The 15,318-nt window shown below is 54.8% G+C and carries 14 protein-coding genes; 10 read left to right on the forward strand and 4 right to left on the reverse strand.

Going from position 1 to position 15,318, the window contains the following annotated elements; translation table 11 throughout:
* Positions 1-326: 326 nt before the first annotated feature.
* Together ACZ89R_RS03895 and ACZ89R_RS03900 are read right to left on the reverse strand one after the other, a co-directional pair.
* Positions 327-1,298 (reverse strand): threonine/serine dehydratase, encoded by a 972-nt coding sequence (locus ACZ89R_RS03895; RefSeq protein ID WP_429546630.1) that lies wholly within the window; start codon positions 1,296-1,298, stop codon positions 327-329.
* Positions 1,299-1,324: 26 nt separating this feature from the next.
* On the reverse strand, positions 1,325-2,314 hold the full coding sequence (locus ACZ89R_RS03900) for an ornithine cyclodeaminase family protein (protein WP_429546629.1): 990 nt from the start codon (positions 2,312-2,314) through the stop codon (positions 1,325-1,327).
* A 514-nt stretch (positions 2,315-2,828) separates the two neighbouring features.
* On the opposite strand from ACZ89R_RS03900, the gene ACZ89R_RS03905 reads away from it, so the two are divergent.
* From ACZ89R_RS03905 to ACZ89R_RS03935, 7 genes are all read left to right on the forward strand, one after another.
* The gene (locus tag ACZ89R_RS03905) at positions 2,829-4,154 is read left to right on the forward strand and encodes an NAD(P)/FAD-dependent oxidoreductase (protein ID WP_429547912.1); all 1,326 of its coding nucleotides are present in this window, start codon (positions 2,829-2,831) and stop codon (positions 4,152-4,154) included.
* Between the two features lie 584 nt (positions 4,155-4,738).
* Complete coding sequence (locus tag ACZ89R_RS03910; RefSeq protein ID WP_429546628.1) at positions 4,739-6,079, forward strand: OprD family porin; 1,341 nt, start codon at positions 4,739-4,741, stop codon at positions 6,077-6,079.
* 337 nt (positions 6,080-6,416) lie between these two features.
* Complete coding sequence (locus ACZ89R_RS03915; RefSeq protein WP_429546627.1) at positions 6,417-7,262, forward strand: GNAT family N-acetyltransferase; 846 nt, start codon at positions 6,417-6,419, stop codon at positions 7,260-7,262.
* A 52-nt stretch (positions 7,263-7,314) separates the two neighbouring features.
* The gene (locus tag ACZ89R_RS03920) at positions 7,315-8,025 is read left to right on the forward strand and encodes a cupin domain-containing protein (RefSeq protein WP_429546626.1); all 711 of its coding nucleotides are present in this window, start codon (positions 7,315-7,317) and stop codon (positions 8,023-8,025) included.
* Positions 8,026-8,150: 125 nt separating this feature from the next.
* Entirely contained in the window at positions 8,151-8,378 is a 228-nt protein-coding gene (gene tatA / locus ACZ89R_RS03925) for a twin-arginine translocase TatA/TatE family subunit (protein WP_429547911.1), read from the forward strand.
* Between the two features lie 153 nt (positions 8,379-8,531).
* Entirely contained in the window at positions 8,532-9,989 is a 1,458-nt protein-coding gene (locus tag ACZ89R_RS03930) for an aldehyde dehydrogenase family protein (RefSeq protein WP_429546625.1), read from the forward strand.
* 864 nt (positions 9,990-10,853) lie between these two features.
* Positions 10,854-11,381 carry a hypothetical protein gene (locus ACZ89R_RS03935; protein ID WP_429546624.1) on the forward strand — a complete coding sequence of 176 codons (528 nt, stop codon included), beginning with the start codon at positions 10,854-10,856 and terminating at the stop codon, positions 11,379-11,381.
* A gap of 276 nt (positions 11,382-11,657) precedes the next feature.
* On the opposite strand, the gene ACZ89R_RS03940 is transcribed toward ACZ89R_RS03935, so the two are convergent.
* Positions 11,658-11,879, reverse strand: coding sequence for a helix-turn-helix domain-containing protein (locus ACZ89R_RS03940; protein WP_429547910.1), 222 nt, complete (start codon positions 11,877-11,879; stop codon positions 11,658-11,660).
* A 26-nt stretch (positions 11,880-11,905) separates the two neighbouring features.
* On the opposite strand from ACZ89R_RS03940, the gene ACZ89R_RS03945 reads away from it, so the two are divergent.
* Positions 11,906-12,235 (forward strand): GFA family protein, encoded by a 330-nt coding sequence (locus tag ACZ89R_RS03945; RefSeq protein ID WP_429546623.1) that lies wholly within the window; start codon positions 11,906-11,908, stop codon positions 12,233-12,235.
* Positions 12,236-12,674: 439 nt separating this feature from the next.
* Positions 12,675-13,052 (forward strand): c-type cytochrome, encoded by a 378-nt coding sequence (locus ACZ89R_RS03950; protein ID WP_429546622.1) that lies wholly within the window; start codon positions 12,675-12,677, stop codon positions 13,050-13,052.
* A gap of 451 nt (positions 13,053-13,503) precedes the next feature.
* Here the strand turns inward: ACZ89R_RS03950 and ACZ89R_RS03955 are convergent, their stop codons facing one another.
* Positions 13,504-14,400 carry a LysR family transcriptional regulator gene (locus ACZ89R_RS03955; RefSeq protein ID WP_401171038.1) on the reverse strand — a complete coding sequence of 299 codons (897 nt, stop codon included), beginning with the start codon at positions 14,398-14,400 and terminating at the stop codon, positions 13,504-13,506.
* A 100-nt stretch (positions 14,401-14,500) separates the two neighbouring features.
* On the opposite strand from ACZ89R_RS03955, the gene ACZ89R_RS03960 reads away from it, so the two are divergent.
* A complete protein-coding gene (locus tag ACZ89R_RS03960) occupies positions 14,501-15,163 on the forward strand; it encodes an NADPH-dependent F420 reductase (protein WP_427624708.1) in 663 nt (220 codons plus the stop codon).
* Positions 15,164-15,318: the final 155 nt, after the last annotated feature.

Consider the following 15,318-nt stretch of genomic DNA (forward strand, 5'->3'; position numbering starts at 1 on the left):
TTACATCTGGAGCATGCCTGACATAATCTGCGGCAATCTTTAATGGGCAGCATTATCGTCCAGGGTCCGGTTATCAGGCTGGACCAGGCTCTGCTTTCAGATTAGGTGCGATAGGATGCAGCGCCCAGAGGACGCAATTGAGATTGTTGTGTTGCGCGCCAATAGGGTGTTTTGCAGGATGATGCCAGTTTTTTAGAGGGTTGCCAGACCGTGCCAGTCGTCAGAGTCAACTTTATTCAGCACAAACAAAAACGCCCTTCCATCCAGGAAGGGCGTTAATCAGCGAATAGTCACCGATAGTCCACATTACTATCAGCTGTGAGCGATTACTCGTCAGCTTTGTATATTTCGGCAAGGTCACACAGGTCCCAATTGCCGCCAGACAACACCACGCAAACCTTTTCATCCGGTCGGACTTTTATGCTGCCAGCCAACAGTGCACCAATACCAATTGAGGCGGCCGGTTCAGCTATCAATTTCGCATCTTTGGCAAGAGCACGCATACCCTCGATGATATGTTCGTCTTCAACCAGGACGATTTCGTCGACATACTTCTCGATGATGGGGTACGGGTTTTGACCTGGAACACTTATTCTCAGACCGTCCGCAATCGTATCTTTCAAAGGAAGCGATGTCCGCTCTTTATTTATCCGGCTATGATAATACTTCGGTGTCAAGGCAGGCTCTGCGCCGATAACACGAACAGATGGTTTCGTTTCCTTGATGGCGGTGGCGATTCCTGAAATAAGCCCGCCACCGCCCATAGGAATGATGACCGTGTCGACATCCTGCAGATCTTCCAATATTTCACAGCCTATCGTTCCCTGACCTGCCATTACCACAGGGTCTTCGAAAGCATGCACAACGGCGTATTTGTTTTCTTCAGCTATTTCACACACCCTCTTCCATCTCGCAGCCGTATCACCATCGAAAAGGATGACTTCTGCGCCAAGGGCTTTTGTGTTCTCGATCTTGATTTGTCGCGCGGTTACCGGAAGTACTAAAAATGCTTTTACACCCAGCATTCTGGCGGCGTAAGCGAGCCCTTGGGCATGGTTTCCCGAAGACGTGGCAATGATGCCGTTTGCGATCTCTTCCTTGGAAAGCGACAGCGCCTTGTTCAAAGCTCCGCGAATCTTAAAGGCACCCGTGATCTGCAAGGTTTCAGGCTTAAGGTAGAGTTGGCAGCCGATGGCCTTCTCTATTTTTTCCGCTCGCAGCAACGGTGTGTGTTTGATGTGGGGCTTCAGCCGTTCCTGGGCTTCTCGAATATCCTGAATGGTCGGGTAGTTACGCACAGTGATTATCCTTCTAGTGAATGCATTCAACAAAATTCAAAGAAAGCCCCAACGCCATTGTCCAAGGCATTGCTGTATATTTTTTCGGCTGTAGTGTTGTCTTGTATGGCCATCCCCGTGGAGTCGAAGATGGTAATTTCTTCGTCATTTTCTCTCCCCGGCTTATTACCCAGCAGTATCTCGCCGATTTCTCCATGAATATCGTTTTGGGTAATGATCTTTTTATTCAATGGGTGCCAGGTCTCGCCTTTTTCTATGCACTGCCCCGTTGAATCGTTGACAATTTTTGCATGCCTGAAAATTTCAGGGTCCAGTTCTTGCTTGCCTTGCTGGTCTGTACCAATTGCAACAATGTGAGTACCTGGCTTTACCCACTCCGCTTCTACTAGCGACCCTGTGCCACGGGTCGTAGTAATCAAAATGTCCGCCTGCTCAACCGCTTCCTTTTTTGAACGGGCCATGATGACGGGGATACCAAACTCACCTTCGATATCCGTCTTATATTTGGCCAGCGTATCCGGAAAATTGTCCCATGCATGGATTTCCTCAATGTTCATTACTTCATTGATTGCCCGGATTTGCATTCTTGCCTGATTGCCCGTGCCGATAGAGGTCACTTTTCTCGAGTTCTTTCTTGCCAGCGCTTTTACTGAAACCGCTCCGGCTGCACCCGTTCTGAGGCCAGTGATCAAACTTCCATCCATGACGCAAATCAACGCGCAGCTCTTGGCATCGAACAGCAGAATGGTACCCATCCCGCTCGGCACGCCATAGACTGTTGGATTATCGTTGAACCCTCCAGAAGAGGCTTTCATTGAGATCACTTCATTGGCTTTGTAGTAGCCAAGTTTGAAGTCAATTTCCCCCCGAGGGGGTGGAAGATGGATCCCTATATAGTCAGGCTGTTCCACTTGATTACTGTTAAAGGCTTTATAGGCCTCTTCTACAGTACCGATGACTTCCCTCATGGATATCAATCTGCTTACTTCTTCTTTTTTTAGCAGCAGTGTTTTCATTACATGACCTCTCGGGTGACGGCCTGCGGCAGCGCATTACCGGTTTATCTACACCTAAGTATGGTACCGAGCACCCAGCAGAAAACTCCGAATCCGCCCTGCATACGCGATTTTTTCGATAATTTTCTACCGCCAGCAGCGAAATATAACGCCATGTCCCGGTAGGTTGAGCCTGGGTGAATAGTTAACGTCACTTGCACCGTCGTCTCCCCTGAGAGGCATCATGGGTGAGGGCAAACCATCCGCGATCAGGCTGAGTTTTAGTGCGTTGTATGCTCCGTCTACAGCAGCAGAAACTTCCGAGGGCACCTTCGAAAACGCCCGATTCTGCGATCACACGCCCTCAATACAACAGTCCACTTCGGACCGCGCGGACTATTATGAGACCAACGCAAAGTGGCCCATGACCGGACTGAAACACGCGCCGCCCGCTCGACCGTTGCGTATCGACTACATCCGAAATTACGAAACGGCGCAATCCGTACACACTTACTTTAAAGGCCTGGAGACTAGAATGCCGGCTCCCTTGATCACCATTGCGTCCACACCGGAGCTGCCGAAAAGTGCCGATGCTGTCGTCATCGGCGGCGGTATCATCGGTGTATGTGCCGCCTATTTCATGGCCCGTCAGGGTATGAATGTCGCTGTCATCGAGAAGGGCCGCATAGGCGCCGAGCAGTCCAGCCGCAACTGGGGCTGGTGCCGCCAGCAGAATCGCGACGCACGTGAACTGCCGTTATCGACCAAAAGCCTCGCGCTCTGGGAAGAGATTACTGCCGACCTTGACGAAGACCTCGGTTTTCGTCGCTGCGGTTTGTTCTATCTTTCGGATAACCAGGCCGAACTGGATGGTTGGGCGAAATGGCGCGATTTTGCGCTTACCCAAGGGGTTACGACGCATATGCTGAGCAGCGCCGAAGCCACGCAACGCGGCGCGGCAACGGGCAAGCCCTGGTTGGGAGGGGTTTTTTCGCCGTCCGATGGCATTGCCGATCCGTCGCGGGCGGCACCGCTGATTGCTAAGGGTGTACTCAAACATGGCGGTTCGATACACCAATTCTGTGCCGCACGCGGCGTCGAGACCGAAGCTGGGCGGGTGTCGGGGGTCATTACTGAAAAGGGTACGATCAAAACCCGTCAGGTAATTATGGCAGGCGGTGCCTGGGCCTCCTCCTTTTGTGCTCAGCTCGGCATACGCTTTCCGCAGGCGTCAGTGCGATCGAGCATCCTGTCAGTCATGCCAGGTGCCAAAGGACTTCCCGATGCGCTTCATACCAGCAACGTGACTGTCACGCGGCGTGGGGATGGCGGCTATACTCTGGCCATTTCCGGACGGGCCTGCGTGGACCCGACGCCTCAGCAACTTCGGTTCTCCCCCTACTTCCTTCCGATGTTCGCCAAGCGTTGGCAAATGCTCTCTCCCGGCGACCTGCAGGGTTGGCAGTACGGACACGAGACACTGCGCAAGTGGGCGCTCGACCGACCTACACCGATGGAGCGCGTTCGTATCCTCGACCCTCGCCCGTCAGAGGCAATCCTGAGGGAAACCCTTGCACGAGCAAGGCGCCTGTTGCCCGCGTTGGGTAGCGTGCCCGTTCAGGCTGGTTGGGCAGGCTATATCGACAGCACACCCGACGGTGTCCCGGTCATCGACGAAGCGCAAAACTTGCCCGGTTTCATTCTCGCCGCCGGCTTTTCGGGTCACGGCTTCGGCATCGGCCCTGGTGCCGGGCGGCTCATTGCCGAACTGGTGACGGGTACGACGCCATTTGTAGACCACACCCAATACACGCTTGCCCGTTTGAACAAAGGGGTTTGGGGCAAGGTTTCTGATTTCTGAACCTACTTCTTCGTTGTTTGGCGGGAGCTAGCTTCCGCCTTTTTTCCATCGCACTACTGATGGGGACGGACGTCATTCTGGAAGTTCCGTCCGCAGCCTCCCCTTCTTCGCGCCAACCGTTTTCCGGATAGCTACCGCTTGTAACGCGGTAAGACTTCGAGACACCTCCAGCTGCGAAAAGCAGATCGGTCGCCTAGACGATGCCTGAAGAAAAACTCGCCCATACATTTTGTTCCCATACCTACCCAATTGCCGTTCTTTGTGGTGATTGTCAGGGGTGCGCCCCTAAAAATTCAGTCGATATTTGCTGCCGACTTTGGTCCCGATTTGAGCCGTAGATGCGGTCTGGTTTGCCATTTTTTATGCAATCTACCGAATTGGTTTTGGCCTCTTGTCAGGCCTAGCAGCAGCTGCGATACAGCCACCGCCGCCAGGGCATCGAGTGCGGTTCGCTGACGCCATGAGGCATTGCCGACGATGAGTCACATCCTCGGATTTGCCCTGGGGCAGTTCACCGGTCTGCCGCAAAAGCGTTGTCCGCTGCAGGGGCAACGACACCTAATAAAAATTCAATGGAGCACCCCATGAACGTCGTGAAACACAGCTGCCTTTTCCTGGCGGTCACCGCCACGGCCTCGCAACTGGCGATCGCTAGCCAGCAGGAGGAAGCTAAAGGTTTTATCGAGGACAGCAGCCTGAGTCTGCTCAACCGTAACTTCTACATGAACCGCGACTTGCGCAACGGCGGCAGTAACAGCCAGGGCACCAATGGCGCCAAGCCAGCCAGCGAGCGCAACGGCTACCGAGAAGAGTGGGCGCAGGGTGCAATGCTGAACTTCGCCTCAGGCTTCACTCAAGGCACCATCGGCTTCGGTACTGATGCCTTCGCTTACGGCGGGGTCAAACTTGATACTGGTCGGGGCCGGGTCGGCAACGGGCTGCTGCCCATCAGTAACAATAAAACTTCCGACGCCAATGTGCCGGACTCATACGGTGAGATTGGCGGAGCAGTGAAGGTACGTGTTTCCTCCACTGTGCTGAAGTTCGGCGAACAGCGGCCGACCGCACCGGTTTTCGCCATGGGGGACAACCGCTTGCTGCCGGAGGTAGCCACTGGTTTCCAGCTGTCGAGCAAAGAGTTCGATGATCTTTTCCTCGAAGCCGGTCACTTCACCGCATACAACGGTAGAAATTCGACCAATTCCAATGACAAGCTGACCACCAGCTACGCAGGTGTCGAAGCCGACAGCGTCGACTTCCTCGGCGGCTCCTACAAGGTCAGCGACAACCTCCGCCTGATGGCCTACACCAGTCGTGCCGAAGAGGTCTGGCGCCAGTACTTCGGCAGCGCTTCCTACACCATCCCGCTGGCCGAAAAGCAATCATTGAACTTCGGTTTGCTTGCCTACAAGACCAACGATGAAGGCGAGGCTCGCGCCGGCAAGATCGACACCACCAGCTGGTCCGCCAAGGCCGCTTACACTTACGGCCCGCACAAAGTCAGCCTGGCCTATCAGAAGATTGATGGTGACGAGACCTTCGACTATATCGGTGTCGATTCCATCTGGTTGGCCAACTCTGTGCAGTACTCAGATTTCAACAGCCCGAACGAACGGTCCGTTCAGATTCGGTACGACATTGACATGGCCAGCTTCGGCGTGCCGGGCCTGACGTTTATGACCCGCTACATCAAGGGCGACCAGATCGATTTCACCAAGGCCGATCCCTCGGGGGCCTATTACCGTACCGGTGCTGACGACGAGAAGGAATGGGAGCGCAACATTGAAGCCAAATACGTGGTCCAGTCGGGCTCGGCCAAGGATTTGTCCTTCCGCGTGCGCCAGGCCACCCATCGCGCAAGCTCGTATGAGAGCGACGTGGACGAAGTGCGCCTGATCATCGAGTATCCACTGAGCATCCTGTAACGGTATTCCCCCGGTCGGCTTTTCCTTCTTCGGGCCGGTCGGTTTTCTTTAAGGCTTTCTCCACGTTCCCTTAGCCTTGAGGCGCCCTTTCGGCGCCTTTTTTCATTCTTGGTGATCTTGCCAAAGACCCTTTCGTTGCCTCCATCTGGAAAAAACAGGCAAGTATTTATTGCCGATAGCGAGCCCCGTTTAAGTCAAAAATTGGGCTCCTGGAGCGGTCGCTTGGTGAATCTGCCGAATTGACTCCAACCCCTTGTCAGGTCCCATCGCAAGTGGGATACAAGCCTTATCGTCGGTGAAAATTTCACACCGACAAGCCCATTAACGGAGATATGCCATGTCCGTCTCGCTTCGCTACCGCCCAATGACCAGTGCCGATGTGCCTGCGGCCCACGCCTTGTCGGTCCGATTGAAGTGGCCGCATCGCCTGGAAGATTGGGCCATGTTGCAGCGCATCGCTGAAGGCTTCGTCGCCGAAGACGGCGAGCACTTGATCGGTACCGCATTCACGTGTCCCCAGGGGGCGTTCGCCACCATCGGCCTGGTCATCGTCAGCGACGATTACCAGGGCCAGGGCATTGGTCGCAAACTGATGGAGCTGGCGCTCGAAGCGTGCACGCCACGCACCGCCATCCTCAACGCCACATTGGCCGGTGCCCCGCTGTACATCAGCCAGGGATTTGTCGAGTTCGGTCTTATCCAACAACATCAGGGCCTGGCACAAGCCAGCGATAGCCCTGCCCTGCCAGTGAACGAACGGTCTCGCCCTTTGACCGTGTCCGATCGGGCGCGCCAACTCGAACTGGCCAACGCCGGCAGCGGACTGGACCGGGAAGCCGTACTCAACGTATTGCTCGATGTCACCGAGCACGCCGTCGGTATCGAGCGCGACGGTCAGCTGTGCGCCTTCGCGATCCTGCGCTCCTTCGGCCGCGGTTATTGTGTCGGCCCGGTCATCGCGCAGACGGCCGATCAGGCCAAACACCTGATCGGAGCCTTGCTGGCGCAAGTGCCGGATACGTTCGTACGCATTGATATACCGGCCGATTGCGGCCTGTCCGATTGGCTCGAAACAGCGGGTTTGAAACAGGTCGACAAAGTCGCGCAAATGGCCCGCGGAACCCCACCTCAGTCTGCCGGCGGCGTTAGTCAATTCGCCCTGGTAACCCAAGCGATGGGCTGACCACCAACGCACACATCCTGCTTCTTGACCTACCTCTACATGGAGAACCCTGATGTCAGAACCCACCACAGTGCTGCTGGCACGCGCCGACGGCAACCCTGTCTCGACAATATTTACTCGTGGACCTTTGGGTGCAGGGGATCCTTTCGGCGCGCAGCGAAAAACGGCCTATGCAAGTCCGGAAATCGCAGCCGGCCTGGTCGAAGCCAGCGGACAATTCAGCATCGATGATTATCCTTACTCCGAAATGATCGTGGTCCATTCCGGACGAGTCATCCTGCAGAGCCTGGGCAGCACGCTGGAACTGGGCCCAGGTGCCAGCGCCGTGATCGGCCGTGGTTCGCAGCTTCAGGTCGAAGCACACGCGAATTCCCGTTGGGCATTCTGCGCCGATATCCAGAGCATCGATGAACGCAGTCCCGGACTCACTGAACTCAACCCGCTCGCCGCGCTGTCGCCTTCCCAGGGGCTGGACGCCGCGATTCTGCTCAGCCCTGCGCCACAATGCCGCTCGAACAATATGTTCATTGAAGAACCGACCAAGCTGAACATTGGTGTCTGGGACTCAACGCCTTACACGCGCCGGGGGCGCCCGCACAAGCTGCATGAGCTGATGCACTTAATCGAAGGCCGCGTCACCCTGCAGGCGGCGGACGGGAGTGAATTGACGGTCAACACCGGCGATACAGTATTCGTGCCCAAAGGCGTGCCTTGCGCCTGGAAGAGCACGGTCTACGTTCGCAAGCTCTACGCCGTTAAATAAACGCGAAAAGTAGCTGGTGCCTGCAAACCATCATTCTGCAGGCGCCATTCGTATCGGCCGGGCACGCGACGCACTCGGTGAATAGCGTTTCGCCAGGGATGACCACTTACTTCGGAGAGCACATCATGGGAATAGGCGGCATCAGTATCTGGAAGTTCCTGATCATTCTATTGATCGTGATCATGCTGTTCGGTACCAAACGCCTGAAGGGTTTGGGCTCGGATATCGGTGACACGATAAAGGGGTTCCGTAAGTCCATGGAAAACGACGACAAGTCAGCCATCGACGAGCCCGCGCGCCAGGCTACCGGCGCTCAATCGCACATGTTGGAAGAACCGACGAAAAAGCGCTGAACCCAGCTACATCTACTTGAAGTTGGTTCGACATAGACATTGGTTTCCTTAGCCAACTTGAACAACAGCACATCCCGGCAGATTCGCTGACAGTAAATGGCATCACGATTCTGTTGCTGGTATTGCCGGTACCGCTCTATAGGAGCCCGTTGGATGACAACCCCATTTTTGATTGACCCGCAAACCGCCCGACAGCTTTACATCAATGGGGGCTGGTCGGTTCCGAGTAATGCGGCCACGCTGCCAGTAATCAATCCGGCTACCGAGGAGATTGTTGCCGAAGTCGCACAAGGCACCTCTGCAGACGTCGACCGTGCGGTTGCGGCGGCGCGAGCAGCGTTTGCGGGCTGGTCCACTACTCCTCCTCAGGCGCGTGCGCTTGTCTTGGGAAAGCTCCATGAGCTGATGCTCGAGCGGAAAGAACTGCTGGCGCAGACTCTATCGCACGAAATGGGCGCTGCCATCAGCTCCGCCCGGGCAATGCAGGTTCCTCTCGCCGCTGAACACGTTCGGGTCGCCCGCGATCTGCTGTCCACTTATCGCTTTCAGACGGTTCAAGGTGGGACCGCGATTGAGCGCGAGCCAATTGGCGTCTGTGGTCTCATAACTCCATGGAACTGGCCGCTTTATCAAATCACTGCGAAGGTCGCCCCGGCCATCGCGGCCGGATGCACCGTGGTCCTTAAACCAAGCGAACTTTCGCCTTTGAGCGCTCTTCTGTTCGCACAATTGGTCCACGACGCGGGCCTTCCACCAGGTGTTTTTAATTTGGTGAATGGCAGTGGCCACGAGGTCGGCGCAGCGATGTCTGCGCATCCTGACATCGATATGATTTCGATCACCGGATCAAACCGCGCAGGCGCGCTGGTTGCGCAGGCGGCCGCGCATACAGTCAAGCGAGTCACCCAGGAACTGGGAGGCAAGTCTCCGAATATTCTGCTTCCCGACGCCGACTTTGCCAAAGCCGTGCCCCTAGGGGTGATGTCGGCGTTTCGCAACGTCGGACAGTCCTGCAGCGCCCCGACAAGAATGATCGTACCCAAGGACAGACTGGCGCAGGTTGAAGCGGTGGCTGCCGCAACCGCCAATGCGATCATTGTCGGCGATCCGTGCTCGGAGGATACCGTGCTTGGCCCCATCGCCAACGAGGCCCAGTTCAATCGAGTCCAGGCAATGATCGAGACGGGCCTGAAAGAAGGCGCAAAATTGGTTTGCGGTGGACCAGGTCGCGCTCAAGGTTATGAAAAAGGCTTCTACGCCCGACCGACTGTGTTCTCGGAGGTTGATTCGGCCATGCGGATCGCGCAGGAAGAAATTTTCGGTCCAGTGCTGTGCATCATTCCTTATGAAACCGTCGATGAAGCTGTCGAAATCGCAAACGACACCGTGTATGGGCTGGGTGCTCATGTTCAGTCTCAGAACCTGGATCTTGCACGCGCGGTCGCCTCACGTATACGCGCAGGGCAAGTGCATTTGAATTACCCAGCCTGGGATCCAATGGCCCCCTTCGGCGGGTACAAGCGTTCTGGCAATGGTCGAGAGTATGGTGTTTACGGTTTCGAGGAATATCTGGAAACCAAGGCGATCATTGGATTTTCCGTACCACTTTAAAATCCTCTTCGCACCTTAGACTCGTTTCGCTGTTCTAAGTCAGTCCAATCGGCTAGCGCTTTGTAGCGCAAAACAAAAGGTAGCGATGATTTAGGCACCAACCGTACCAATGCGTAAACGCGGTGGCCTCACGTTCTAAATCATCGATCCTTCCGCCCGGTGAGTGAAACCCACGTTAAATGGAGGGACCACATCGCCCGCGATCTGGAACGCATCAACGCTGTCTGTACACACTCTGGGTTTGTCGAAACATCTATGAACAGATTACATCGACCACAGTTAAACGACAGATCATGTTAGATGTTCACGAAAAGTCTTACTGACCGTTCAGTAATAGAGGCAACAAAAGGCCTGTCAATCTTTGGCGGGCCTTCATAGGCGAGCGTCGAAAAGCAAACGACGTCAGGAGTTCACCTTCTCAACTCGCTTGCGCAACGCGGTCAGCTCCCGACTCTTGCCGAATTGTCAGCGCCCAGTCAAGCCTGCCCCTTCGGCAGGCCCCGTTTCAAGGACTGACCAAGGCTTGACCGTGCGTATCGGCGTTCTGCTTGCTGGCGTCGTTCGACGCCATCAGGTCATTTGCCGGTAGCCCCGGGGATGGAGGAACAGATGCCCTAAATCGTTCGGCCCTACGTCAGACGCTTCGTTCACCACCAATGACCTCTTCAGCAGATAGACACCCTCGACGAACTGCGGGGATTGCTCAGGCTGTTTACGCCGACGCTGAATTGACCCAACTAACGAAATTTCACTGACCCAAGCTTCTGCTTCGTAAAGCATTATCGGTGCTGACTATGAGCTGATTGCTGCTGGGTCAGCGTTACGCCGGCAGCAGGATCAATTCCGCATCAGCGACAAAAGGAAGTGCTCACTCCGGTCTTGAGCGCAAACTTATTTGAAATCGATCATCGCCTCTCGGAAGCTTATGCCGACAAGTCGCTACCCCTTCCGGCAGCGGGTCGAGGGGAGGAGGAATCCAAACAGGCCAGGATGCGGCGCGGGTGGTGTGCGCTGTTTGCCGCACCTTGGAGTCACCTTAGATTGTACCGAACTTACCTCGCCGGGAATTCAGTTCTTGCAACGCATCAGGTGGTCGAGGGTTCCGAGTTTATGCACGTCATGGTTGTGATGGATGACGCCCTTGCTGGTGGTTTCCTTATTTCCTACGACAAGATTTTTGGTAGTGTGGAGCATAGCAAGCGGGACAAAGAGAACGTAGAACTGGGCAAAGAGACGACTATCGACCGCACCTTGCGGCTGCTTTACGTAACCTGCAGTCGCGCCCAGGATTCGCTCGCCCTTGTACTTTGGTCGTCTGACCCTGCAGCGGCACTGGCTAGAATCAAGGAAAGCAACTGGTTTGCCGAAGGTGAGTTTCAGGCAACCCCATAGTATCCCGCACGGGTGAAATAGGTGCGAAGGTCAAGCGTTCGTTACCGCCGATGCCACCCCATAGATTGATTCGGAACCTTGGAGGGGCAGCCCTCAGGGATTCCCATCTCTCAAATCAGTTGACTATTTCTCCAGCCTTCATTTGAAGCTGTCCACATTTCATGGAATGTGGACAGCTTCAATTTTGCGCAACAGCGGTAGTCAAGAGCCTCAGTGCATAATCCGGCGGTTTTTATTGATCATCACCAAGATCGGTAATAATTCCAGAACCCTTGGTCAGCTTGAAGCCAGGTTATTAAGCTCCAACTCAACACACTTCAAAAAGGCGGTGATATCTTCCCCCTCCAGCAAGTAACTTTTTGCCAAAAGTGTAACTGGGTGGATGCCTAAGGCCTTCGCGAGATCTTCAACCTTTTCGATTGATGGGCTTTTTTTTCCATTCTCAACGTCGCTTACATACGCTTGGCTGGGGGCTAACGTCTCCTGCGACAACCCCATTTTCAAGCCTCACGCCCCCAAAAGTTGTGAGTCATTGTCATTGCAGCCAATGTCGCAAAGGTCACGCAGCAGCATTCGCTTCGTACGGCAGCGTTCCCCGCAACACGCTACGGATACTTGGTGGCGTCACTAGCATCAAAACCTATGCTTCCTCAGAGACGGTGTTACGCGAGTTCTGCGCGCACTGTGGTTCGACGTTATTCTGGTCACAATCTCAAGGCGAATTTGCTGACTGGGTTTCGATAGCATTGGGCACGCTCGACACGCCCTTCATGCCTCAAAAACAAAAACATGTTTATGTCGACGCCGCAGTCCACTGGTACACGCCATTCAAATTATGTCCCCTGGTCGACTGACTGCTTCGGGTCGGATAGCGACGGCCTAGCGTCGACCGTCGCGATGGGTGGTCAGACTTCCGTCTGTTCTGCCATTCCAGGGCATCATCGACTTCGATTCCTAGGTATCTGACGGTACTCCAAGCTTCGTATGCCCAAGCAAGAGTTGAACTGCTCTCAAAGCCCAATGGCTGCCATCCACGCTTTGACTATTCGGGCGGCTGTATGTAGCGATAGTGTTCATGGCTTGTCCTCCATATTGAGGGAGGACAAGGGTGGATCAGTCACAATAAGTGGCGGTCGCTGTCCGGCCAGAAGCGGTCACCGGGATGCGCCTGGAAAACGAGTTGATTCAATGGGCATCAGAAATTACTGTGTGTGCCGACACGATGGCTGATATCTTTCCCGCGCACAAAATCGCGTCCAGTCGACGCTGATCCCATCAAGGAAGATAAAAACAATGAAAATATTACTCATCGTTTCGCTAGGAATTTTATCGCTAATTCAAACATCACTATCCTTCGCGGATAATGTTAATGGAAAAAATCTCTATTTACAGCGATGCACCATGTGCCACGGAATAGATCTCAAAGCAACCGGACCATTGGCTAATAAAAGCAACCCTCCTACACCTAATCTAACAACATCCGCTTTCAAAAAACGATTAAATGATTATCCGGGTGTAATTGTATCATCGATAATACTTCGTCCAAATGGAGACTTGATTCCAAAAACTTTGCGAGAGAATGGTGTAAAGCTATCGCCGTACTCATGGAGGATTAAAGATCTGCGCGATTTAAATGAATACATGGGTGGTGTGATCTCAAAAAATCGATGATTTTTGAGATCAGAGGTAGGCACGAAATCTAAAAGCCATTTCAGGTTTGAGGGCTTGTGGGGCAATGCCGGTGAGCCAGTCGACCTCTTGCGGGCACGCTAATGAACAATCTCGGATTAATACAAGCTCGGGCGGCTCTTCGCATCCAGCATCAGTCGGCTGCGGTCGTGACAGGCGAGTAACGGCCGATTCTGTTGAAAAAATCGGCCATGATTTCCATGCTAGAAAAGTACACGCTTAAGATTGAAATCTTTACTTTGAGTAGAAGATTCCGGGCTCAGATTTCGCGTGGCTGCGAGCAAAAAGGCGTTTTTCAGTAGTCCGTATGCGGGCAGTCTGGAAGGACCGACTTTTTCAACAGAATCGGCCAAAAGCAGACAGTCAATAAAGCAGTAGCCTGCGACCGAGATCAGTCACAGGTCAATGCGGCTGAGACAACTCAAAAGCCTGCTCAAGGAGCACCAAAGCGGGCGAGCGCAGCGTCGATAAAACGTCGCAGTTTAGCGGTTCTCTGACGATTGGCCGTGTAGAGCAAATGCATTTGTCGGCTTGGGGCCTGGTAATCAGCTAATACTCGAACTAACTCGCCGCTGCGCAATGCCGGCTCAAGAAAGTCTTCGGGGCCAAGGACAATCCCGAACCCGTCCAGTGCTGCTGACAGCAATGCTTTGCTCTCGTTGACCTGCAACCGACTGGCGACCTGTACCCGTTCAACCGCGGAACCTTTGCACAATACCCATTCGCGGTCGGCCGGCCGGGACCAATAGGAATAGCCCAGACACTCATGGCTCTTGAGATCACCCGGAATTTGCGGCACTCCACGTTCGGTGAGATAGCTCGGTGCCGCACAGGTTACCAATCGATAAGGCGCCAACGGCCTGGCGGTCAAACTGGACGTAACCAACGGGCCGATCCTGAAAGCCACTTCGTACCCCTCTTCCACCAGATCGACGAAGCGATCGGTCAAATGCAGATCAATTTCGACCTCCGGGTGTTGACGCAAAAACTCCGTCACAAACGGCATGAGGCTATAGGAGCCGAATGTTACGGGCGCGCTGATTTTCAGTTTGCCACGCGGGGTGTCATTCATGATCTGCGCAAGGGAGTCGGCAGCCTGAGCTTCGCTCAAAATGTGCTTGCAGCGTTCGTAGTAAGCGCTGCCCAACTCAGTCAGGCTCTGGCGTCGGGTGGTACGGTTCAGCAGCCGCGCACCTAGACGTTGCTCAAGCGCGGCAACATGCTTGGCCACCATTTGCGGCGACAGGCCCAATCGCTCGGCGGCGCTGGCATAGGAGCCGGATTCCGCCGCCATCACAAACGCCCCCATGCTCGTCAGGCGATCCATCATTCAACACTCCTGGTAACGAGACTAAGTAGCCGATGATTATTTATCTGCTCCTGGTTGGCAATCATCATAGTTTCTTCTTACTAACCAACGGAGCAAGGACATGCGTATCGGCATTATTGGGGCAGGCTTCATCGGACGTGCAGTGGCGCAATTGGTCATCGCGGCAGGACACGAGGCGATGCTCAGCAATTCACGTGGGCCACGGACCATGAGCAGCGTGCTCAGCGGCATTCCTGGCAGTCAGGTCGGCACTGTCGAGGACGCAGCACAATTTGGCGAAGTTGTACTCGTGGCCATTCCTCTTGAGCATTACCGAAGCGTGCCGGCCAAGTGGCTAGAGGGCAAAACCGTTCTGGATGCCAACAATTACTACCCGGAACGCGACGGTCACATTGCCGCTCTCGACCGATTCGAAACCACCACCAGCCGCCTGCTCGCCGAGCATCTGCCCCGCTCCAGCGTGGTCAAGGTGTTCAATGCAATCCTCGCCCAGGACCTGCTGCTGGACTCGCGCCTGAAAGCGGCGCCCGACCGGCGTGCACTACCAATTGCGGCGGATGACCTGGCGGCGAAAGCGCTGGTGATCACGTTGCTGGATGAGATTGGATTCGACGCGGTAGATGCGGGCAGCCTTGATGAAAGCTGGCGATTCGAACGGGCCAAACCCGCCTACTGCGTACCGCTGGATAAAGAGGGGTTGAAGGTTGCATTGGCTGCGGCCCAGCGGCAGGTCGAATTGCCCGAGGGAGCGTGGCGTCGCTGAATACCCACAACCTACTGGATCGAGAGAAGACTTGGAGCTGACTGAGGGCAATGTCAGCTTTGGGTCGATACGGGCGATTCGTGAGCGGCCGCTTTTGCCGGGAAACGGATGACGAGCCAGTTGCTCTCATTCGCGTCTTCACGGGACGAAGTAGC

This window comes from Pseudomonas sp. TE3728, from assembly GCF_056279145.1.